This is a genomic window from Marinobacter shunpengi, from assembly GCF_045449715.1.
Taxonomy (GTDB): domain Bacteria; phylum Pseudomonadota; class Gammaproteobacteria; order Pseudomonadales; family Oleiphilaceae; genus Marinobacter.
The window spans coordinates 57897-80437 of record NZ_JBJJLA010000012.1 but is presented as its reverse complement, the minus strand read 5'-3'; the positions used below and the strand labels follow the sequence as shown (position 1 = coordinate 80437).

Below are 22541 nucleotides of genomic sequence, written 5' to 3'. Positions count from 1 at the left end.
ACCGGAGCTACCGATTCCATGGATATTGCAGCCTACATGGCCGATGTTGGTCAGCAGGCCCGTGAGGCCGCAACGGCCATCGCCCGTTCCTCGACGGCGATCCGCAACCAGGCCCTGCTGGCCACCGCGGACGCCCTTGATGCCGCCCGTGACGCCCTGGCCGGGGCCAACCGGAAAGACCTGGAGAGCGGGCGCGCCAACGGACTGGAGCCGGCCATGCTGGACCGCCTGGAGCTCACGCCCACCCGTATCGACAGCATGATCGAGGGCCTGCGCCAGGTGGCCGGCCTGCCGGACCCGATCGGTGCGATCACCGACATGGCCTACCGGCCCTCGGGCATCCAGGTGGGCAAGATGCGGGTGCCCCTGGGGGTAATCGGTATCATCTATGAGTCCCGGCCCAATGTGACCGTGGAAGCGGCCAGCCTGTGCCTGAAATCCGGCAATGCCACCATCCTGCGGGGCGGATCGGAAGCCATCCATTCCAACCAGGCCATCGCCGAATGCCTGGTGACCGGGCTGCGGGACGCCGGCCTGCCCGACACCTCGGTGCAGGTGATCCGCACCACCGACCGGGCGGCGGTGGGTGAGCTGATCACCATGCCGCAATTTGTGGATGTCATCGTGCCCCGGGGCGGCAAGGGGCTGATCGAACGCATCAGCCGCGATGCCCGGGTGCCGGTGATCAAGCACCTGGATGGCGTCTGCCACGTCTACGTGGATGCCCATGCTGATCCCGAGAAGGCGTTGAAAGTGGCGGTGAACGCCAAGACCCAGCGTTACGGCACCTGCAACACCATGGAGACCCTGCTGGTGGACCAGGAGATTGCCGAGGACATCCTGCCGCTGCTGGCAGGAGCCTTCCGCGAGCACGCTGTCGAGCTGCGGGGGTGCGACGCCAGCCGGGCCATCATCCCGGACATAGTGGCCGCCACCGAGGACGACTGGTACGAGGAATACCTGGGGCCGGTACTGGCGGTTCGAGTTGTCGACGGGCTGGACGGTGCCATTGACCATATCAACCGTTACAGCTCCCAGCACACCGACAGTATCGTCACCGAGAACTACACCCGGGCCCGTCGCTTCATTACGGAAGTGGATTCCAGCTCCGTGATGGTGAATGCCTCAACCCGCTTCGCCGACGGCTTCGAGTATGGCCTGGGGGCGGAGATTGGCATCTCCACCGACAAGATCCACGCCCGAGGGCCAGTGGGTCTGGAAGGACTGACCTCCCAGAAATACGTGGTTTTCGGCGACGGCCACATCCGGACCTGATATGCACCTAATCTACGGCGGTACCTTTGATCCCGTCCACAATGGTCACCTGCGGGTGGCCATTGAACTCCGGGAGCGCCTGGAGGTGGACTGCATCCACCTGATGCCCTGCCATATTCCACCCCACCGGGCCACCCCGGGAGGCACCAGCGAGGATCGCCTCGATCTGCTGACCCTGTCAGTAGCCGAAGAGCCCGGGCTGTCGGTGGATGGTCGTGAGCTGCGTCGGGGCGGCTCTTCCTACACCGCCGACACACTGCGTCAGCTACGCCGGGAACTGGGGCCGGATAAACCTCTGGCCATCGTGCTGGGCACCGACGCGTTCAGTGGTTTTGATCGCTGGGAGGAGTGGGAACAGATTCCGGAACTTGCCCACATCATCCTGGTCAGACGGCCCAACGCGGAACTGGAGCCCGGCTCCGTGCCGGAGCGTTTACTGGCCGAGCGTCGGGTTGAGCACCTGCACGAGATCAAATCCATGCCGGGCGGGGGAATCTATGAAATTGAACCTCCCATGCTGGACATTTCCGCTACCGGAGTGCGGGAGCGCCTGGAACAGGGGCGGTCCATAAGGTTCCTGGTGCCGGATGCGGTGGTGACGGAAATTCGCAGGCGGGGCCTCTACGGCGGTGAGCCCGGCCAATGATTGGTGATACAATAGAGCAATACCCACTCCCTGTAGCCGGCACTGGCCGGTTACACCAGACAGGATGATTATGCAGGCAGACGAGCTGAAAGCACTTGTTATTGATGCGCTTGAAGGGGTGAAAGCCCAGGATATCAGTGTTATCGATGTGACCGACCGAACCAGCGTTACCGACTACATGGTACTGGCTTCCGGCACCTCGGGGCGGCACCTCCGTTCCCTGGCGGAGGCCGTAGTCGCCGATATGAAGGAGCGTGGCATCCGGGAGGCCACGGTCGAAGGCGGTGACTCGAGCGACTGGATCCTGGTGGACCTGGGGGATGTGGTGGTTCACGTGATGATGCCGGCAACCCGTGAATTCTATGACCTGGAACGCCTGTGGCGTGACGCCCCCGGCCTCGGTGCCGCCGGCAGCGAATAGGTATGCGTCTGCGGCTGATTTGTGTCGGGCAGAAGATGCCCGGCTGGGTGACCGATGGTTATCAGGAGTATGTCCGCCGCATGCCGAGGGAAATGCCCCTGGAGCTGGTTGAGGTGCCCATGGCCCATCGGGGCAAGAACCCGGACGTGGCCCGGCTGATGCAGCAGGAAGCGGATGGGGTGCTCACCGCCGCGGGGGATCGGGACCGGGTGGTGGCCCTGGAAGTGGGTGGTCGCCCCTGGTCGACGGAGGACCTGGCCCGGCAACTGGAAAACTGGCAACTGGACGGTCGTGACGTCAGCTTTCTCGTGGGCGGCCCCGATGGCCTGCACGCCTCCTGTCGGGATCGGGCGGACCAGCAGTGGTCCCTGTCACCCCTGACGCTGCCTCATCCCCTGGTGCGCATCGTACTGGCGGAGCAACTCTACCGGGCCTGGTCGATTACCCGGAACCATCCCTACCACCGCGCTTAGGATTGATCCATGGCCTGGGGCGAATTCAAGGACACCGCCGCCGAACGGCGACTCTTCCAGCGTCGTGTCCTGGTGATGCTGGGGTTGGTGGTGGCGCTCTTTTGCGTCCTTATCGGCCGTTTCTACCAGTTGCAGGTTATTGAACACGACACCTACACCACCATTTCCGACCAGAACCGCGTGCAGGTACGCTCGGTTCCGCCCACCCGTGGCCTCATCTACGACCGCAATGGCACCCTGATCGCGGAGAACCGTCCGGTGTTCAGCGTGACGCTGGTGCCGGAGCGGGTGGAGGGCATGGACCGGACCCTGGCCAGGCTTCGGGACCTGCTGGCCATCTCCGATGAGGAGATGGAGCGTTTTCGCCGCCGCCTGCAGGAACCCCGCCGCCCGTTCCAGGAACTGCCCCTGCACTACGACCTTACCGAGAAGGAAATCGCCAGTATGGCGGTTCACCGCCACGAGCTGCCGGGCGTCGAGGTGAGTGCGGAACTGGTGCGCCACTATCCGTTCGGTGAGCTGAACGCCCATGCCCTGGGGTACGTGGGGAGAATCAACCGTGAGGAATTGCAGCGTATTGACCCGGTGAACTACGCCGGCACCAACTATATTGGCAAGTCCGGTGTCGAACGGGTCTACGAAGAGGCGTTGCACGGTCAGGTGGGCTATGAGCATGTGGAAACCAATGCCCGTGGCCGTACCCTGCGCGTACTGGAACGTGAGAACCCGGTGCCCGGCGAGGACCTGATGCTGCACCTGGACATGCGCCTGCAGCAGCGAGCCTTCGAACTGTTGGAAGGCCGTCGGGGTGCCATTGTGGCCATTGAGCCGGACACCGGCGGTATCCTGGCCCTGGCCAGCGTACCGGGATTTGACGCCAACCTGTTTGTCACCGGCATTGGCGTGGAGGAATACCGGGAACTGAGCAGTTCCCGGGACAAGCCCCTGTTCAACCGTGCCCTCCGGGGCCAGTACCCGCCGGGATCCACCATCAAGCCCATGATGCTGCTGGCAGGCCTGGACAGCGATACTTTTACCCGGGACAAGACCATCTGGGATCCCGGGTACTTTGAAATCAAGAGTGGCGGTCGTCGCTGGCGGGACTGGAAACGGGGCGGTCATGGCTGGGTTGATGGCCGGAAGGCTGTCGCCGAGTCCTGCGATATCTATTTCTATGAACTCGGTCTGGAGATGGGGGTCGATATCATGCATGACTATCTGTCCCGTTTCGGGTTCGGCATGGATGCCACCCTGGATGTGGGCGGGGCCCTGCCGGGGCTGCTGCCCTCCCGGGACTGGAAGCGGGGCATGCGGAATGAGCCCTGGTATCCGGGCGATTCGGTGAACATGAGTATCGGCCAGGGCTTCTTCCTGGCCACACCGCTGCAACTGGCCACGGCCACGTCCCTGGTGGCCAACCGGGGGGAATGGGAGCAGCCCCGCATGCTGAAGGATGTCGTGGGCGATACCGCCCTGGCGTCGGTGCTGCAGCCGGAATACCTGGACGACCTGACGGTCGACAATCAGGATACCTGGGAATACGTGGTGGATGGGATGGTGGAGGTCATGCACGGTCGTAAGGGGACCGCGCGGGGCGCGGCGGAAGGCGCAGACTACCGCATGGCGGGCAAGACCGGCACCGCCCAGGTGTTCAGCCTGGCGGAGGACGAGGAGTACGACGCCGAGGAGATCCGGGAGCGGCTGCGGGACCATGCCCTGTTCGTCGGCTTTGCGCCGGCGGATGACCCCCAGATCGTGGTGTCTGTGATCGTTGAGAACGGCGGCAGTGGCAGCGGTACCGCCGCGCCGGTGGCACGGGCCATGTTCGACGCCTGGCTCAAGGAGTTCAACGCGTCGGATGCTGTGATCAGCCAGGCGGAAGGAGAACAGCCATGATCGGCCGGTCCGCGACCGTGGAGGCCACCAGCAGCCTGCAGCGCCCGGTCAGCGTGTGGCACCGCCTGCATCTGGACCCATTGCTGTTGCTGTTGCTGTTGCTGGTATCCGGCGGTGGGCTGATTGTGCTCTACAGTGGTGCCGATGCCAGCATTGGTGTGGTTGAGGCGCAGGCCATGCGCCTGGGGGTTGCCTTTGTCGCCATGTTCGTCTTCGCCCAGTTGGATCCTTCGGTCTATCGGCGTTGGTCACCGTGGATGTATGCCGCCGGCCTGGTGGGGCTGGCAGCGGTACTGGTCATGGGGGTCGGTGCCAAGGGGGCGCAACGCTGGTTGGCATTACCTGGGTTGCCACGGTTCCAGCCATCGGAAATCATGAAGCTACTGGTACCCATGGCGGCCGCATGGTACCTGTCACGGCACTACCTGCCGCCACGGTTCCGCCATGTGGTGATCGGTGTCGGACTGGTGCTGGTGCCCATGGTGCTTATTATCCAGCAACCGGATCTGGGCACCTCGCTGCTGGTGGGGGCGGCCGGCATGTTCGTGGTGTTCTTCGCCGGCCTGAGCTGGCGGCTGATCACCGGTTTCATTGCGCTACTGGCGGTGGCGGCGCCGGCCATGTGGTTCTTTGTGATGCGGGACTATCAGAAACAGCGGGTGCTGACCCTGCTGGATCCCCAGAGCGATCCGCTGGGGGCGGGCTGGAACATCATCCAGTCCACCACCGCCATCGGCTCCGGTGGCTGGAGCGGCAAGGGCTGGCTGCAGGGTACCCAGTCCCATCTGGAATTCCTGCCCGAGAGCCATACCGACTTTATCGTTGCGGTGCTGGCGGAGGAGTTCGGTTTCGTGGGCCTGATGATCCTGCTGGCAGCCTATTTCCTGATCATCATGCGTTGCCTGTACATCGCCGTGAACGCCCAGGACTCCTTCAGCCGGTTGCTGGCGGGGGCTCTGACCATGACCTTCGTCGTCTATATCGTTGTCAATATCGGCATGGTGAGCGGCCTGCTGCCCATTGTCGGGGTGCCATTGCCGCTGATCAGCTATGGCGGTACCTCGATTGTCACCCTGATGTCCGCCTTCGGGGTACTGATGGCGATCCATACCCACCGCCGGATGATTACGGCCTAATGACCGGTAATGGTGCGTGCCTTGACCCCGTGGTAATCTCCCGGCAAACAAACTGACCCAGAAGCGCGAATGAAGCACCTGAATTCCCTGTTCTTTCTGCTGGTCCTGGTCTTTCTGCCGGCGCTCGCCCAGGCGACATCCGAAGGTTATACCGATCGCCCCGAGTTTGACGACTTTGTTGACAGCATGGTCCGTGAGCATGGGTTTGATGCGGATAAACTGAGCCAGTGGCTGGCCGAGGCCCGGCACCAGGAACGGATCATCGAACTGATCAGTTCGCCGGCCGAGCACACCCTGCAATGGCACGAGTACCGGACCATCTTTATCAAGCCGGAGCGCGTCGCGCAGGGCGTTGATTTCCTGCGGCAGCATCAGGGTGCCTTTGATCGTGCTGAAGAGGCGTTCGGGGTACCCCGGGAAGTGATTGCCGCCATCATCGGGGTGGAGACCTGGTACGGGCGTTACATGGGGTCCTACCGGGTGGTGGATGCCCTGTCGACCCTGGCCTTTGACTATCCGCCCCGGAGTCGGTTCTTCCGCAGTGAACTCGAGCAGTTCTTCCTGATGGCCCGTGAACAGGGTTTCGAACCGTCCCGACTCAAGGGGTCCTACGCCGGGGCCATGGGCTATGGCCAGTTTATTGCGTCGAGCTACCGCCACTACGCCGTGGATTTCGATGGCGATGATGTGGCCGATATCCTGGATAACCCGGTGGATGCCATCGGCAGCGTTGCCAACTATTTCAGCGAACACCGGTGGCGCCCGGGCGGCCCCGTGGCCATCCGCCTGGATGACGATATCCAGGTGCCGGAGCGCCTGATGACCCGGGAACTCCGGCCCCGGTTTACGGTCTCGGAGTTCCGTGAGGCCGGAGTGCCCTTGCCGGACTCCCTCGCCGGTGACGAACCGGCACGGATCATCCGGCTGGAAGGGGATGACGGGCCACAGTGGTGGCTGACGTGCCACAATTTCTATGTGGTTACCCGCTATAATCACAGCCATCTGTATGCCATGGCGGTACAGGAGCTTGCCGGGGAATTGGCAAAAGAGCTGGAGACCGTTGCGGAGTCAGGAGTCGGAGAATGACCGTGAAGTCACAGGACAGGTTGTCGATATTGAGCGTACTGGCGCTGCTTGCCACTTTGCTGGCGGGGTGCGCCTCTGACGGTGGTAACTCCGGGCGCTACAGCATGTCCCAGGACCGTGGCCCCGAAGCGGATGTGGATGTCAGCGGCGTGACCAATGCCGTGCCCCGGTATGAAGAACCCCGCAGCGCCGGCAACAAGTCTCCTTACACGGTCTGGGGTAAGAAATACTGGGTCATGGAGCACGCCAGTGCCGACGGTTATGTAGAAACCGGTATTGCGAGTTGGTACGGCAAGAAGTTTCATGGTCACCTGACTTCGAATGGCGAGACCTACGACATGTACAAGATGTCGGCCGCCCACAGGAGTCTGCCTCTGCCCAGCTATGCCCGGGTGACCAATCTCGATAATGGTCGTTCGGTGATCGTCCGGGTGAACGACCGCGGGCCCTTTCACGGCAATCGTCTGATAGACTTGTCCTGGGCCGCCGCCAAGAAGCTGGACTTCCTGGATAACGGCACCGCCAGGGTTGAAGTGGCGGCCATTACCGTGCGCCCGGACGGCAGCATGACCCTGGCCGGGCAACCGTGGCCAAAGGCCAGTGACGCGACTGCCGAAGCGCCCGCCGAGTCCGATGCCTCTTCGGGTGAGGCCCTGTTCGTGCAACTGGGTTCGTTCAGCCAGGTTGCACCGGCACGCCAGCTTGAGCAGGCGGTCCGTCAGCGCACCGGAGAGTCCGTACGGGTGCGCCAGATAACAACTACGTCCGGCGAGTTTCACCGGGTCCAGGTGGGCCCCTTCGGGGATTCGAAGGATGCTGAACGCGCCATGGAGCGGCTGGCCTCTGAAGGCTTCCCCCAGGCCATGGTGCTGACTGACAGTCACTGAGAACTTCGTCTTCGGGGTATTATTGGCCCCGCTGGTTCATCCATTGATCAAAACTGATGTGAACAACCTCATGACCCCTCAATACCTCTGTCGTTTCCTTGCCACACTCGTCCTGCTGGCCATGCTGCCGCTGGTATCCCAGGCCCAGCAGGTACTGATCCCGTCACCGCCGCAAATCAACGGCACCTCCTACGTCCTGATGGACCCGGCCAGTGGCAGGATCATCATGGAAGCCAACAGCGACGAGCGCCTGCCGCCGGCCAGTCTGACCAAGATGATGACCGCCTATATCGTCGAGCGGGAGCTGGATGAGGGCCGCCTGAGCCTGGATGAAATGGTGCCGATCAGCGTCAAGGCGTGGCAGACCGGCGGTTCCCGAATGTTTATCCAGGAAGGCTCGACGGTGAGTGTGGAGGAACTGCTCAAGGGCGTGATTATCCAGTCTGGCAACGATGCATCCGTGGCCCTGGCCGAGCATGTTGCCGGTTCGGAAGGGGCGTTCGCGGATGTGATGAACCAGCAGGCTCAACTGATCGGTATGGAAAATACCCGTTTCGAGACCGCCACCGGGTTGCCTCACGAGAACCAGTACTCCACCGCCTACGACCTGGCGCTGCTGGCCGCTGCCATCATCAACGACTATCCGGAAAACTATCCGCTATACGCCGAGAAGCACTTCACCTACAACAACATTCGCCAGCCCAACCGGAACTCCCTGTTGTGGCGTGATCCCTCCGTGGACGGCCTGAAGACCGGCCATACCGAGGAGGCCGGCTATTGTCTGGTGGCTTCTGCGGAGCGTGAGAACACCCGACTGATCGCCGTGGTCATGGGCACCGACAGCAGCGAGGCCCGGGCCCGTGAAGTGCAGAAGATGCTCAACTATGGTTTCCGTTACTACGAGACCGCCCGCCTGTTCGACTCTGGTGAGAGCCTGCTGGAAAGCCGCGTGTGGAAAGGTGAGCAGGACCAGCTTAACCTTGGGCTGGCGTCCGATATGGTGTTGACTATTCCCCGTGGCGCCCGTGATTCCCTGGAATCCGTGGTGGAAGTGGACTCGGTGATCGAGGCCCCGGTGTCAGCCGGCGACGAACTGGGCACGGTCACCATCAGCTTTGATGGCAAGGTACTGGCGGAGCGTCCGCTGGTGGCTATTGAGCCCGTGCCTGAAGGCGGCTTTTTCAAGCGCCTGATTGATGCCGTCAAGCTCTTCTTCCATAACCTGTTCAACTGAACCGGGCAGGAAATGCACCAGTAAGGCAGGGCCATCAGATGTCACAACCCAAAGCCCCGAAAATCGAGTTCCCCTGTGACTATGTCATCAAGGTCATTGGTCACGCCGCCCCGGATTTCACGGATTATGTGGTCTCGGTGGTGGAGGCGCATGCCCCGGGCATCCGCGAAGAGCACATATCGGTGACCGACAGTCGCAATGGCCGCTTCACATCGGTGCAGTTGACCATCGTCGCCACTGGTGAGCCCCAGCTCAAGGCACTGTTTGAGGATCTGAAGGCCAGTGGCCGGGTCCATATGGTCCTTTGATGGCGCACGCTGACATGCCGCTGGTGATCCGTGACCTGGGACTGCGTCCCTATGAGCCCGTGTGGGAGGCCATGAAGGCGTTCACCGCTGGTCGCGACCGGTCGGTGCCGGACGAGCTCTGGTCTGTGCAGCATCCACCGGTATACACCCAGGGGCAGGCTGGCAAGGCGGAGCACATCCTCGCGCCCGGCAATATTCCCGTGGTCCAGGCGGATCGTGGTGGCCAGGTGACCTATCACGGTCCGGGCCAGTTGGTGGTTTACCTGATGGTCGACCTGCCCCGGGCGGGGCTGGGTGTGCGCCAGCTGGTGAACATCATTGAGCAGTCACTGGTTTCCGTGCTGGCCACCGAGGGTATCGAGGCCGCTCCACGACCGGATGCGCCCGGTGTCTATGTGGACGGCGCGAAAATTGCGTCCCTCGGCCTGAGGGTTCGTCGGGGTTGTTCCTTCCACGGTCTGGCCCTTAACGTGGATATGGACATGGAGCCGTTCACCCGCATCAATCCCTGCGGGTTTTCCGGCATGTCCATGTGCCAGGTTCGCGATTTCAGTCCGTCCGCCAACCTGGATGCCCTGGCCATGCGGTTGACCGACACGCTCGCTGTCGCCCTTGGCCATGATACCCAGGCCGTGCAGCGTGAGCCGGATTTGCCCGGTGTCGGTCATAATCCGGCGTCCTGAGGCTGCTATCATCTGGTAGGGCAGTCCCCGGCACCGCCCGCCCAGACAGGCGCCCCGGGGCTCCTTCAAATCTTGGAACAGGGGGTGGTCGGCCACCCCTCAGGTGGACCATGTCCGGATCCCGTAAGCCAAAAACCGTTTCCCGTATCCGCACCGGCAGTTTTGAGCGCCGCCTCAGCATGACCCGTGCTGGACTGTATGCCGGTACCCGGATGGCCTCCCACATGGCCACAAGCTGGCTGTCCGGCTCCGAGCAACGGGAGCAGCGTCGCCGGGACATGCTTTCGAAGCAGGCACGTTTCCTGGTGGAGGAACTGGGTCAGCTCAAGGGCAGCGTGGTCAAGATTGGCCAGATGATGGCCCTCTACGGGGAGCATTTCCTGCCCGAGGAAGTCACCGAGGCCCTGCACACCCTGGAAGACCAGACCTCGGCACTGGAATGGAAATCGGTGGAGAAGGTCCTCAAGGAAGAGCTTGGCCCGGATCGCCTGGCCGAGCTGGAGGTGGACCCGGAGCCCATTGGTGCCGCCTCCCTGGGGCAGGTACACCGGGCCCGGCGTCTGTCCGACGGGCTGGAGCTGGTGCTCAAGATCCAGTACCCGGGCGTGGACCGGGCCGTGGACAGCGACCTGGACGCGGTCGCGCAACTGTTGAAAGTGGCCCGTCTGGTGTCCTTCGGGCCGGAGTTCCGGGACTGGCTGGAAGAAGTCCGGGAGATGATGCACCGGGAGGTGGACTACAAGCTGGAGGCATCCACCACCGAACGCTTCCGGGAACGCCTGGCCGACGATCCGCGCCTTGTCGTGCCCCGGGTACTGTGGGAATACTCCACCGCCCATATCATTGCCCAGACCTACGAGCACGGCCATTCCGTCAGCTCGGAAGCGGTACGCGCGCTGCCCGTGGAGCGACGCAGCGAACTGGGCCGGGCGGCGCTGGAACTGTTCTTCCGGGAACTGTTCGACTGGGGGGAGATTCAGACCGACCCCAACTTCGGCAACTATCGCATCCGGATCGCCGGGGAGACCGGGTCCGATTCGGCGCACGACCAGATCGTGCTGCTGGATTTCGGGGCAGTGCAGTCCTACAGCGACGAGTTCCTGGGGCCGGTCATCCAGATGATACGGGCTTCCTACGAACAGGACCTGGAGGCGGTCATCGACGGCGGTGTCAAACTGCACTTCATGAAGCGGGAATGGCCAGAGGACGTGCTGGACCAGTTTGGCCGGGTCTGCATGTCCGTGCTTGAACCCCTGGCGCCGGCCAACTACAACTGGCCCGACTACGCGGTCAATGCCGATGGCCAGTATCGCTGGAAGGAAAGTGACCTGCCGTCACGGGTCGCCCGGGAAGCGGCCCGCTCAGCCATAAGCCGCTATTTCCAGGTGCCCCCCAAGGAGTTTGTCTTCCTCAACCGCAAGCTGATCGGTGTCTACACCTTTATCGCCGTTCTGCGCGCCGAGTTCAATGGCGAACCGCTACTGCGTCAGTTCCTCTACGGCGACGACGGATCGACCTCCCGCTGAGACCTCGGTGGGCCCCTATGGTAAAGACCATCGCCGATGCCTATGATCGCCATTCAAAGCATCAACTGGGCATGCCATGACGTTGATGTCATGATTTTACGACCCTAAAACAGGTATTCCGGAGGTAACCCTTGGACAAGGTGACAATCTACGGTCGCATGAGCTGCGGCTTCTGTGCCATGGCCCGCCAACTCTGTGACCAGAAGGGCTATGAGCACGAATTCGTCGATATGCCCGCCCTGGGCATGACCAAGGAAGATGTGGCCGCAAAGCTTGGTCGCCCGGTACGCACCGTGCCCCAGATCCTGGTGGGCAACGAGTACGTAGGCGGTTTTGATGAGTTCTCGAGGTATGTGATGAGGAGTGTATAGAGAACTCCCCGGCTTCCCGCTTTAGGGAATCTTGTATATTCCGATGTTCGGGTTACCGTCAGGGCCTACCTCCTTAACGGCCACGAAGTGGCCATCGTTGCTGATGTGTTGGAATGCGTAGCCCCAACCTGTAGACCCACTCTGGGTTTTGGAAGGGGTGTATTCTTGTTGAGCTATCAGCTTCCAGGAGTTGACGTCCCAAATCTGGACATCCGTGAGTGTGGTGATAACCAGGCGATTACCTTGTGTTATCCCGACGTGGTGTACCTCACTGCTCAGATCAAATTCGGTGATGAGCTTGAAGGGGGCCAGGTCATACAGGAAGACACTTGTACCCGAGGCGATGGCAAAAACGTTCTCTTTAGGGTGCATCGCTAATTGCCGGTCGGGATTGACTGGTCCTTCAGCTGGAGTGCAGTTGCCGATGGGCTCTTGGGCCGTAACCTCCCATGCGGAACATTTGCCTTCCGCGCCGACAGCCACAATATAGTTTCTGTCTGCTGAAGGCTTCGGCAGTGGCATTAATAAATCGCTAGGCCAGGATTCCAGGCTTTGATCCGGAATGTGGAATCGGTGAATCTGCCCCTGTCGCTCCCCGAAATAGAACCAGTCATCCTGAGTCAGGCTTCCGCGTCTCGTCGGGATAGAGGGGATCTGGTGTATCTCGCCTGTCTTCCATTCGATTGCCGAGTCACCCAGCAAGAAACGGTCATTGCTTAAAGTGCCTCCAAAACGCCCGTTATAGGCTTGTGCGTTTTCTGGCTCCTCAAGGCTAAAGATATTAAGGCGTCCATCTGATGGAGGGGAGTCGTGTTCCTGCCGACTATCTCCTATAGTATCACCGTAAATAAAGAGGCGGTCATCGCTCAGAAAGCCAGCCAATTGCCGCCGGTAGGATTTTCCAAGTACATCATCAGGATTATATCGAACAGGGTTGCTGCCATCCTTGGTGTTTGAAACGAAGACTAGATGTTGAGATTCCCTTGTGTCTACATTCCAGAGTTCAATCTGTACAAGATAGCGGTCTGCGTCTTCCGAGAACTGAAGTCTTTCAATGGTAATGTATGTGTTATCAATATTTGCATCCGACACGCCTCCAAGGTTGAATGAAGACACTTTGTCCAGCGTGTTGTCAGAACTTTGTTTGGATGACTCGATAATATCATGGGGTGCTGAACAACCTGAAAGGCTGACAGCAGTAATGAGGGCAATATTGAGCAGTACATTCATGGCCCTATTTCTCCTTGGGCCTGGCCGAGACAAAGCCATGATAATATTTTGTGAATTTATCAGGTGTCATCTCGTTGATCCGGTTATTCACAGGATAGGGCTTTCCGTTGATTCCCCAACTGTGCAGGTCGAAGTCAAGAGAAGAATTGATGCTCTCTTCAATAGGTCGTGTGCCTGGGTGGGGGGGCTCTCTTTTGGTCAATCATCATCTGAGTGGTTTGGACAACCCAGTGATTTGGAATAGCTGCTGGACACGATAGTTGACGTGTGTTCTTCAATCTGTGTGAACAGTCCCGTTTCCTCGAACCAGGCTTCCAGGGCACCCGGAAACGTCATGCCTGCAATGTTTGAGCCCGGGCCATCCATACTGGCAAACAGGTTGGTGGAGTCACGGACACTGGCTAATGTTACCCAGTCTACCGGTGAAAAATTAAATCCATCATTATCGAGTAGAAGGCCATCTTTCGCATTCAGGCAGTCGTTACTGGGTTCGATAACGAGGTCACCAATCCGGCCTTTGCCATATAATGCCAGCTCCAATGCGTACCTTTCATACTGCTCCGGAAAGTGCTTTGCAATACAGTAGATGAAGGCCGCTGGTCCACAAAGCGGGGTGTTGCCTTGCCTTATGTGATAAGGATTCTGAAGCCTTTCCTGGATCTGCCGTTGGAAAATCGGGCCGGAGCTGATGCATTCGAACGCAAAGTCCGACGGACCCTTGCGTTTGATGGTGGTGCGTAGTTCGTGGAGTGTTTTTCTACGGAAGGAGGACGCGGTCCGAGTGCGCTCTGCGGTAGTCATTGAATATCCCTATTCGTCTGGTCACCGGCCCTACACCTTGTGACTTCTGCTTCACTCTGAGCCGTCTTTTATTGACGAATCAAAGCTATCGAAAGTCCTGATTGATGTCCAGTCTCATTTTTTAAAGTGATGCGGAGTTCATATATTGCTCGGTGGCTACAGCAGCCCGGTAACGGTCGGTTAGGCCCCGGAACTGTGGAATAGTCCCGGGGCTTGGTAACTTTCAGATATCAAACGGCGTCTTAAGCTTCTTCTCCGCCAGGACGTTCTCCAGTTTCGCCACCTTCGGAATACCATTCTCGAACGGCGGGAAGGCCTCCCCCTCGATCAGCGGTTGCAGGTACTGCCGGCAATCGTCGGTGATGCCGAAGCCATCATCGGTGATGTAGTGGATCGGCATCTTTTTCTCCTGGTTGGCCACCTCGCTTAGCGGCGCCTCACCGATGTGCCAGCGATAGGGGCTGGACTGCTCGCGGACGATGATGGGCATGACCGCCTGCTTGCCGGCCAGGGCCATTTCCACGGCCTTCTGGCCGACGGTGTACGCCTGCTCGACGTCTGTTGCGGAGGCGATATGGCGCGCTGCCCGCTGCAGGTAGTCGGCCACCGCCCAGTGGAACTTGTAGCCCAGGGCCTGCTTGACCATGTTGGCCAGGGTGGGGGCCACGCCGCCGAGCTGGGTGTGGCCGAAGGCATCCTTGCCGCCGGCATCGGCGACAAAACGGCCGTCTTCGTACTGGGCCCCTTCGGAGGCCACCACCACGCAGTAGCCATAATCTTTCACCGACTGTTCCACCCGGGCCAGAAATGCCTCGCGCTCGAAGGGAATTTCCGGGAACAGGATGATATGGGGCGGTTCGCCCTGGCCCTTGCCGGCCAGGCCACCGGAGGCGGCAATCCAGCCCGCGTGACGCCCCATGACTTCCAGGATGAATACCTTGGTGGAGGACTCACTCATGGACTTGATGTCCAGGCTGGCTTCCAGGGTTGAGGTGGCCACGTACTTGGCCACGGAGCCAAAGCCGGGGCAGCAGTCGGTGAAGGGCAGGTCGTTGTCCACTGTCTTGGGAACGCCGATGCAGGTAATGGGGTAGCCCATCTTGTCGGCAATCTGGGACACCTTGAACGCGGTGTCCTGGGAGTCGCCGCCGCCGTTGTAGAAGAAGTAACCAATGTTGTGGGCCTGGAAGACCTCCACCAGCCGCTCATACTCGCGGCGGTTTTCGGTCAGGTTCTTCATCTTGTAGCGACAGGAACCGAAAGCCCCGCCCGGCGTGTGCATGAGGGCCCGGATGGCTTCGTCGGACTCTTCAGTGGTGTCGATCAGCTCTTCCCTGAGAGCCCCGATAATGCCATTACGACCGGCGTACACCCTGCCAATCTGCTCCGGATGTTTGCGGGCGGTTTCAATCACGCCGCAGGCACTGGCATTGATAACGGCGGTTACACCACCGGACTGGGCATAGAACGCATTCTTGATGGCCATCTTGGGCTGGCGCCTCCTGCTGGTTGGACACTGGATTCGGAAACTGGCGATCCGGTCTGTCTTCCAGACCGGTTATAGGGGCGAATGATACGTGAATCTGCCATAGTTTTCATGACACCCACCTTGACGGAACCTGACGTATACGGGAGTCTTGAGGGCCTCCGCCGACCGCGATGCAGCGGTTATGAACGGCGGGTATTCATTGGCAACAACGATCGAGGGCGTCTGGCGCACTATGCACATCCATATTCTGGGAATCTGCGGTACCTTCATGGGCAGTCTGGCGGTACTGGCCAGGGAGTTGGGGCACAAGGTGACCGGATCGGACCAGGGCGTCTATCCACCCATGAGCACCCAACTGGAAGCCCAGGGTATCGGGCTGATGGAAGGCTATGGGCCGGACAACCTCAAGCCGGCGCCGGACCTGGTGCTGATCGGCAATGCCATGTCCCGGGGTAATCCCGAGGTGGAGGCGGTGCTCAACCGCAACCTGGATTACATGTCCGGCCCGGAATGGCTGGCCCGCGAGGTACTCAAGGATCGCTGGGTGCTGGCGGTGGCCGGCACCCACGGCAAGACCACCACCACCTCCATGCTGCTGTGGATTCTGGAACAGGCTGGCTTCGAGGCCGGCTACCTGGTGGGTGGCGTGCCCAAGGATTTTCCCGTGTCGGCCCGTCTGGGCAACAGTGACTTCTTCGTGATCGAGGCGGATGAGTACGACAGTGCCTTCTTCGACAAGCGCTCCAAGTTTGTCCACTATCGCCCGCACACCTGCATCCTGAACAACCTGGAGTTCGATCACGCCGATATCTTCGACAACGTGGAAGCCATCGAGCGCCAGTTCCATCACCTGGTACGCACGGTGCCGTCCAAGGGCGCGATTATCCGTCCGGCGGTGGATGAACACCTGGACCGGGCCCTGGCCATGGGGTGCTGGAGCCCGGTGCAGACCACCGCCATCGGCAGCGAGGCCGGCGCCCCGAACTGGCGGGCCGAACTGCTGGCGGACGATGGCTCCAGCTTTATGCTGATCCACCACGAGCAGCCGGTGGCTACGGTTAACTGGAACATGACCGGTCTGCACAACGTCCGCAACGCCCTGTCCGCCATCGCGGCGGCCCGTCATGTGGGAGTGACGCCGGACCATGCCGTGTCCGCCCTCAACCGGTTCGGTGGTGTCAAACGGCGGATGGAGTTGCTGGCGGACATCGACGGTGTCCGCGTCTATGACGATTTCGCCCATCACCCCACCGCCATCGCCACCACCCTGGAAGGCCTGCGCAACCGGGTGGGAAACGAGTTGATCATTGCCCTGGTGGAGCCTCGCTCCAACACCATGCAGCAGGGTGTTCACCGTGAGCGGTTACTGGGCAGCGCTGACCTGGCGGACCGGGTGATCTGGGCCAACACTGGCAAGGCGGAGTGGCTGACCACGCTGATGGAGGAATATCGCAGCGGTGGCGGCGACCCGGAGCGGCACCAGGTCGATGAGACCATCGACGGGCTGATCCACCGGGTTCTCGGCGAGGTGTCCGAGCCCTGCCACGTGGTTATCATGAGCAATGGCGGTTTTGGCGGTATTCACCAGCGCCTGGTTAGCCGCCTGGAGGAGAAGGCCGGTCATGGTCGCTGATGCTGCTGAAACCCGCGTGATCAACCTGGCCATGACCGGGGCCTCCGGCGCCCAGTATGGCCTGCGGTTGCTGCAGTGCCTGGTGTCCCAGGAGTGCCGGGTGAATGTCATGGTCAGCAAGGCCGCCCGGGTGGTGCTGGCCACCGAGACCGAGGTGCATTTGCCGGCGTCCACGACCGGCGCCCTGAAAGTCCTGCAGGAATACACCGGCGCCCGGGACGGTCAGCTCACCGTGTTCGGCCACGAGGACTGGTTCGCGCCCCCGGCGTCCGGCTCCGGCGAGAAGGCGCCCCTGGTGATCTGCCCCTGCAGTACCGGCAGCCTGTCAGCCCTGGCCACCGGTGCCAGCAACAATCTGATCGAGCGGGCCGGGGACGTGGCCCTGAAGGAGCGCCGTCCGCTGATACTGGTGCCCCGTGAGGCACCGTATTCCGAGGTGCACCTGGAAAACATGCTGAAACTGACCCGCATGGGGGCGGTGATCATGCCGGCAAGCCCCGGTTTCTATCACAATCCCGCGTCGGTGGACGACCTGGTGGATTTCATCGTCGCCCGCTTGCTGGACCACCTGGGCCTGCCCCAGGCGCTGGTGCCCCGTTGGGGTGAGGGCAAACAGGAATGATCGAGCAGTTCTCGGCAGAAATCGCACAACTGAACCTGTCGATGCCGGCACTTCGCCTGCTGGGCACAACGCTCGCTCTGTTGCTGATTGTGCTGGTGGTCCGGGCGCTGCTTTCGAAGGTGATCCGCACGAGCATCCAGTCCACGGAATTGCGTCGCAAGTGGCTGGTACAGACCCGCAATGGCCTGATCCTGGTTTTCCTGCTGGGTCTGGTGATGATCTGGGGCCAGGAATTGCGCACCCTCGCCCTGTCCATCGTGGCTATTGCCGTGGCGTTCGTGGTGGCCACCAAGGAACTGATCCTGTGTTTTATGGGGTCCCTGGTGAAGGGCGGCGCCCGCTCCTTCGACATTGGCGACCGCATCCAGGTAAAAGACTTCCGCGGTGACGTGATTGACCAGAACCTGCTGGCCACCACTATCCTGGAGGTGGGGCCGGGCAAGCTGACCCACCAGCGCACCGGGCGTGCCACGGTGATCCCCAATTCCCTGTTCGTGTCCGAACCGATAATTAACGAAAGCTTCACCGAGGATTATGTGTTGCACGTATTCACCGTGCCCTTCAAGCGGGAGGATAACTGGCAGAAGGCGCAGGAGGTGTTGCTGGAAGTCACCCAGGCCCAGTGCCAGCCCTACCTGGAATCCGCTCGCAAGTACATGCGCCGGCTAGGCGACCGGCGTGGTCTGGAGGTGCCGATGGTGGACCCGAGGGTCAGCATCCAGGTGCCCCTGGCCGGGGAAATCCATCTGGTGGTGCGTTATCCCTGCCGGCCTGCGCAGCGCAGTGCCATTGAGCAGAACATTCTGGCGGAGGTGTTTGGGAAGCATGATTTCCTGCCGGTCGCCAAGAGTGCCGGGAAAGTAGATGAAAGCTCCGAAGAGCAGTCGTTGGATTAGGTCTTGGGTCTGGAGTATCCGTGTGGGGGAGGTCGTTAGGATGCACGTACGAGCGACGGCTACGAACCAGCCGGTTCGATAAGATCACTTCAATATCGGGGGGGTTCTTATCTGCCACTTCCTGAGGGAGGAAGTGGTGCCGAGGAGAGGACTTGAACCTCCACGGGGTTGCCCCCACTAGCACCTGAAGCTAGCGTGTCTACCAATTTCACCACCTCGGCAGGTGACTACAACGTCTTGCTATCTTACTGAATTCGTAAATGAATTCAAGCTTTCCGTTGCCGGCTGGGGTGTGCCCCTCAACCGATGGCGCGTACTTTAATAATTCATTTGGGGTCTGTCAAACACTTTTTGAGGTCGTTCTGTAAAAAATTTCCGGGTCGTGTAGGCATGATCCCTTAAGGCGATTTCACGGCATTGTTAGGTGGCAGTGGGGGCAGGGCGTTATACTCCCGGTACATTCTGCCGGGTCTGGATGCCTTTGAATCATCTGGTCCGGGTAATTCGCCAGGGTTCTGGGTGGGTCTGACCACCAGAACGGAAGAGCTTTGCCGAATTAACCGGACAGCGGATCAAAGGTGTCCGGGCCTGGTTGCAGCCGATAATCGGCATTCAACCAGAGAAGAGAGGAATATGACTTCCAGAGAACAGACGGGTGATCCCCACGCGGATCGCGAAGCACAAAAATACGATAACCCCATCCAGAGCCGGGAATTTATCCTGGACCACCTGCGCCAGCGCGGCGCCCCCGCCACCCACGAAACCCTTTGCCAGGAACTGGGCCAGAACAGTGAGGAGGGCATCGAAGCCCTGCGTCGCCGGCTGATTGCCATGTGCCGGGACGGCCAGCTCATCTGCAACCGCAAGGGCCGTTACCTGCCCATTGACGAGGCGGACCTGGTGACCGGGCGCGTGTCTGGCCACAAGGACGGCTTCGGTTTCCTGATGCCGGACGATGGCGGCTCCGACCTGTTCCTGAGTGCGCGCCAGATGCGTCAGGTTTTCCACGGTGACCGGGTAGCCGCCCGTGTCGAAAGCGTGGATGACCGGGGGCGCCGTGAAGGCAAGATCGTGGAGGTGCTGGAGCACAAAACCACCCAGACCGTGGGTCGGCTGTTCCGGGAGAATGGCATCTCCTTCGTGGTACCGGAGAATCCCCGCATCAACAACGAGATCATGGTGGCCGAGGAAGACTGCGGCAAGGGCCGTCACGGCCAGTACGTGGTGGTGGATATCCTTCGGCAGCCGACCCAGCGGGCGAAACCCACCGGTCGGGTCGTCGAGGTATTGGGCGAGCATATGGCGCCGGGTATGGAGATCGATGTGGCCATCCGCTCCTACGACATTCCCCACGCCTGGCCACCGGAAGTGGGCCGGCAGGCCGCTGGCATCGCCGAGGAAGTGCGGGACGAGGACAAGCAGAACCGGGTCGATATCCGGCACCTGCCCTTGGTAACCATTGACGGCGAGGATGCCCGGGACTTCGACGACGCCCTCTATTGCGAGCGCCGCCCCCGGGGCGGTTATCGTCTGATTGTGGCCATTGCCGATGTGTCCCACTATGTCCGCCCCGGCTCGCCGCTGGACGAGGAGGCCATCAACCGTGGTAACTCGGTGTACTTCCCGGACCATGTGGTGCCCATGCTGCCGGAGAAGCTCTCCAATGGCCTCTGCTCCCTGAACCCGGGGGTGGACCGGCTGTGTATGGTGGCGGACATGACCATCAGCGCATCGGGACGACTCAGCAGTTACAGCTTCTACCAGGCGGTGATGCACAGTCATGCCCGGCTCACCTATACCAAGGTCAGCCAGATGCTGGAGCACCCGGACACCGAGACCGGCATCGGCCTGTGCCAGCTCTATTCCGATATCCTGCCCCAGCTCCACGACCTCTACGATGTCTACAAGGTATTCCGCAAGGCGCGAACCGAGCGGGGTGCCATTGATTTCGAGACCACCGAGACGCGGGTGATCTTCGACGCCAATCGCAAGATCGAGGAGATCGTGCCGGTGGTGCGCAACGACGCCCACAAAATCGTCGAAGAGTGCATGCTGTGCGCCAACGTGGCCACGGCCCGGTTCCTGAAGAAGTACCGGGTGCCGGCCCTTTACCGCGTGCACGATGCACCGTCGGAGGAGCGCCTGCAGTCGGTCCGGCTGTTCCTGGGGGAGCTTGGCCTGCAACTGGGTGGCGGTGACAAGCCGACCTCGGCGGATTACCAGGAGTTACTGAACAGTATCAAGGACCGCCCAGATGCCCATGTGATCCAGATGGTCATGCTGCGATCCCTCAGTCAGGCGGTCTACAGCCCGGAGGAGAGCGGCCACTTCGGGCTCGGGTTTGCCAGCTATGCTCACTTCACATCGCCCATCCGGCGCTACCCGGACCTGATTGTCCACCGGGCCATCAAATCCATCGTTCACCGCGAGGAAGGGGCGAAGGACGTGGTGCACCCGCCCGAGCGTGATCCGGAACTGGCGGAGTACCCCTACGACCAGGCCCGCATGGTGCAGTTGGGTGAGCACTGCTCCATGACCGAGCGCCGGGCCGATGATGCCACCCGCGACGTTATGGCCTGGCTCAAGTGCGAGTTCCTGCGGGAGCATGTAGGCGAAACCTACGACGGTGTTATCGCCGCCGTCGTGCCCTTCGGTTTCTTCGTGGAACTGGAGGGTATCTATATCGAGGGGCTGGTCCATATCTCCACCCTGGGGGGCGACTACTACCACCACGACTCCGCCAAGCACCGGCTGGTGGGCGAGCGTACCTCGACCAGCTTCCAGTTGGGCGACAGCGTGCGGGTCCAGGTGGTTAGAGTCGATCTGGACGACCGCAAGATCGATTTGGAGCTGATCAGCGAGCCCACCCGTCGTTCCGGTGCCAGGAAGGGCGGTCGCAAGTCGTCCGCCGCCAAGGCTCCCGCCGGTTCGGGGAAGGGCGGCAAGTCCGGTAGCCGGTCCAGGGGGCATGGTGGCAAGTCTTCGGCAAAGGACCAGCTCGTGGCTGATGCGGCCCGGGAGGCGGAGAAGAAGTCATCCGGCAAGAAGGGGGCTGGCGGTAAGGGCGGCAGCACGTCCGGCAGCAAGGCCGGTGGCGGCAAGTCCGCCACGCGCAAGGGCGGTGCCCGCGGGAAATCCGGTTCCGGTCGATAACAGGTAGGAAAGTTCAACGTGTCGGAAGAGTTTGTATTTGGCTGGCATGCCGTTGATGCCGTACTGAAGAAAGAGCCGGATCGCCTCCAGCAGGTGTGGATCCAGCAGGGGCGCCAGGACCGGCGGGTGCGGCAGGTTACCGAAAGCCTGGACCAGTTGGGGGTGCGCTGGCAGGAAGTCCACCGCAAGGAGCTGGACAAGCGGGTCTCCGGTGCCCACCAGGGCGTGGTGGCCCGGGTGTCGGAAAGCCGGGAATGGAGCGAGGACGACCTGTACGCGCTGCTGGCGGCCCGTTCCGAGTCTCCCTTGCTGTTGATCCTGGACGGCGTCACTGATCCCCACAACCTTGGGGCCTGCATGCGCACGGCGGACGCGGCCGGTGTGGCCGCCGTCATCGTGCCGAAAGACAAATCCGCCACCCTCAACCCGACAGCGCGGAAGGTGGCCTGTGGTGCTGCCGAAACCGTTCCCTTCGTGCGGGTGACAAACCTGGCCCGGTGCCTGCGGACCCTGCAGGAGCAGGGCGTCTGGCTGATCGGCACAGCCGGCGAGGCGGATGCCACCCTGTACCAGGCGGATTTCAACGGCCCGGTGGGGCTGGTGATGGGGGCGGAAGGCAAGGGTATGCGCCGGCTGACCCGGGAGCATTGTGACCATCTCATCAAGATTCCCATGCAGGGCCTGGTGGACAGCCTGAATGTGTCCGTGGCGACCGGGGTCTGTCTGTATGAGGCCGTGAGGCAGCGCCGCAGTATGTAGTTTTCGGCGTTGTGGC

21 protein-coding genes and 1 tRNA gene are annotated in these 22541 nt (G+C 61.3%); 18 read left to right on the top strand and 4 right to left on the bottom strand.

From position 1 onward, the window contains the following. The first annotated feature begins 18 nt into the window (after positions 1-18). The 13 genes from ACJO3T_RS06925 to ACJO3T_RS06865 all read left to right on the top strand — a co-directional run bounded on the left by ACJO3T_RS06925 (position 19) and on the right by ACJO3T_RS06865 (position 11942). The gene (locus ACJO3T_RS06925; RefSeq protein WP_406961367.1) at positions 19-1275 is read left to right on the top strand and encodes a glutamate-5-semialdehyde dehydrogenase; all 1257 of its coding nucleotides are present in this window, start codon (positions 19-21) and stop codon (positions 1273-1275) included. A 1-nt stretch (position 1276) separates the two neighbouring features. Next, positions 1277-1921: a nicotinate-nucleotide adenylyltransferase gene (nadD, locus tag ACJO3T_RS06920; RefSeq protein WP_406978137.1), complete on the top strand. Its 645-nt coding sequence runs from the start codon at positions 1277-1279 to the stop codon at positions 1919-1921. Between the two features lie 70 nt (positions 1922-1991). Then, entirely contained in the window at positions 1992-2342 is a 351-nt protein-coding gene (rsfS, locus tag ACJO3T_RS06915; RefSeq protein WP_406961371.1) for a ribosome silencing factor, read from the top strand. Between the two features lie 2 nt (positions 2343-2344). Then, positions 2345-2815, top strand: coding sequence for a 23S rRNA (pseudouridine(1915)-N(3))-methyltransferase RlmH (rlmH, locus tag ACJO3T_RS06910; protein WP_406961373.1), 471 nt, complete (start codon positions 2345-2347; stop codon positions 2813-2815). 9 nt (positions 2816-2824) lie between these two features. After that, positions 2825-4711 (top strand): penicillin-binding protein 2, encoded by a 1887-nt coding sequence (gene mrdA / locus ACJO3T_RS06905; RefSeq protein ID WP_406961375.1) that lies wholly within the window; start codon positions 2825-2827, stop codon positions 4709-4711. Then, positions 4708-5847, top strand: a complete 1140-nt coding sequence (rodA, locus tag ACJO3T_RS06900) for a rod shape-determining protein RodA (RefSeq protein WP_406961377.1) — start codon at positions 4708-4710, stop codon at positions 5845-5847. The genes mrdA and rodA overlap by 4 nt, the downstream gene beginning before the upstream one ends. A 69-nt stretch (positions 5848-5916) precedes the next feature. Continuing rightward, the gene (mltB, locus tag ACJO3T_RS06895; RefSeq protein WP_406961379.1) at positions 5917-6933 is read left to right on the top strand and encodes a lytic murein transglycosylase B; all 1017 of its coding nucleotides are present in this window, start codon (positions 5917-5919) and stop codon (positions 6931-6933) included. Continuing rightward, positions 6930-7820, top strand: a complete 891-nt coding sequence (locus ACJO3T_RS06890; protein ID WP_406961381.1) for a septal ring lytic transglycosylase RlpA family protein — start codon at positions 6930-6932, stop codon at positions 7818-7820. The genes mltB and ACJO3T_RS06890 overlap by 4 nt, the downstream gene beginning before the upstream one ends. Positions 7821-7890: 70 nt before the next feature. Then, on the top strand, positions 7891-9054 hold the full coding sequence (locus ACJO3T_RS06885) for a D-alanyl-D-alanine carboxypeptidase family protein (RefSeq protein ID WP_406961383.1): 1164 nt from the start codon (positions 7891-7893) through the stop codon (positions 9052-9054). 38 nt (positions 9055-9092) lie between these two features. Then, positions 9093-9362 (top strand): HP0495 family protein, encoded by a 270-nt coding sequence (locus ACJO3T_RS06880; protein ID WP_406961385.1) that lies wholly within the window; start codon positions 9093-9095, stop codon positions 9360-9362. A 14-nt stretch (positions 9363-9376) separates the two neighbouring features. Then, positions 9377-10045, top strand: coding sequence for a lipoyl(octanoyl) transferase LipB (gene lipB, locus ACJO3T_RS06875; protein WP_406978170.1), 669 nt, complete (start codon positions 9377-9379; stop codon positions 10043-10045). Positions 10046-10155: 110 nt separating this feature from the next. Further along, positions 10156-11571, top strand: coding sequence for an ABC1 kinase family protein (locus tag ACJO3T_RS06870; RefSeq protein ID WP_406961386.1), 1416 nt, complete (start codon positions 10156-10158; stop codon positions 11569-11571). A gap of 140 nt (positions 11572-11711) precedes the next feature. Beyond that, complete coding sequence (locus ACJO3T_RS06865; protein WP_406962363.1) at positions 11712-11942, top strand: glutaredoxin domain-containing protein; 231 nt, start codon at positions 11712-11714, stop codon at positions 11940-11942. Between the two features lie 21 nt (positions 11943-11963). Here ACJO3T_RS06865 and ACJO3T_RS06860 read toward each other — a convergent pair whose 3' ends face one another. The 3 genes from ACJO3T_RS06860 to ACJO3T_RS06850 form a co-directional block, all read right to left on the bottom strand. Next, positions 11964-13172: a WD40 repeat domain-containing protein gene (locus ACJO3T_RS06860; protein ID WP_406961387.1), complete on the bottom strand. Its 1209-nt coding sequence runs from the start codon at positions 13170-13172 to the stop codon at positions 11964-11966. Between the two features lie 198 nt (positions 13173-13370). Beyond that, positions 13371-13973, bottom strand: a complete 603-nt coding sequence (locus tag ACJO3T_RS06855; RefSeq protein ID WP_406978136.1) for a hypothetical protein — start codon at positions 13971-13973, stop codon at positions 13371-13373. A gap of 223 nt (positions 13974-14196) precedes the next feature. Continuing rightward, entirely contained in the window at positions 14197-15459 is a 1263-nt protein-coding gene (locus ACJO3T_RS06850; RefSeq protein ID WP_406961391.1) for a 6-phosphofructokinase, read from the bottom strand. Positions 15460-15694: 235 nt separating this feature from the next. On the opposite strand from ACJO3T_RS06850, the gene mpl reads away from it, so the two are divergent. The 3 genes from mpl to ACJO3T_RS06835 are packed head-to-tail and all read left to right on the top strand — an operon-like array spanning position 15695 to position 18613. Next, on the top strand, positions 15695-17095 hold the full coding sequence (gene mpl / locus ACJO3T_RS06845) for a UDP-N-acetylmuramate:L-alanyl-gamma-D-glutamyl-meso-diaminopimelate ligase (RefSeq protein WP_406978169.1): 1401 nt from the start codon (positions 15695-15697) through the stop codon (positions 17093-17095). After that, the gene (locus ACJO3T_RS06840) at positions 17085-17717 is read left to right on the top strand and encodes a flavin prenyltransferase UbiX (RefSeq protein WP_406978135.1); all 633 of its coding nucleotides are present in this window, start codon (positions 17085-17087) and stop codon (positions 17715-17717) included. Before mpl ends, ACJO3T_RS06840 begins: the two co-directional genes overlap by 11 nt. Further along, on the top strand, positions 17714-18613 hold the full coding sequence (locus ACJO3T_RS06835) for a mechanosensitive ion channel domain-containing protein (RefSeq protein ID WP_406978134.1): 900 nt from the start codon (positions 17714-17716) through the stop codon (positions 18611-18613). Before ACJO3T_RS06840 ends, ACJO3T_RS06835 begins: the two co-directional genes overlap by 4 nt. Before the next feature lie 134 nt (positions 18614-18747). Here ACJO3T_RS06835 and ACJO3T_RS06830 read toward each other — a convergent pair. Then, positions 18748-18834 (bottom strand) — tRNA-Leu (locus ACJO3T_RS06830). A 412-nt stretch (positions 18835-19246) separates the two neighbouring features. On the opposite strand from ACJO3T_RS06830, the gene rnr reads away from it, so the two are divergent. Together rnr and rlmB are read left to right on the top strand one after the other, a co-directional pair. After that, positions 19247-21766 carry a ribonuclease R gene (rnr, locus tag ACJO3T_RS06825; protein WP_406961397.1) on the top strand — a complete coding sequence of 840 codons (2520 nt, stop codon included), beginning with the start codon at positions 19247-19249 and terminating at the stop codon, positions 21764-21766. A gap of 18 nt (positions 21767-21784) precedes the next feature. Then, a complete protein-coding gene (gene rlmB, locus ACJO3T_RS06820; protein WP_406978133.1) occupies positions 21785-22525 on the top strand; it encodes a 23S rRNA (guanosine(2251)-2'-O)-methyltransferase RlmB in 741 nt (246 codons plus the stop codon). Positions 22526-22541: the final 16 nt, after the last annotated feature.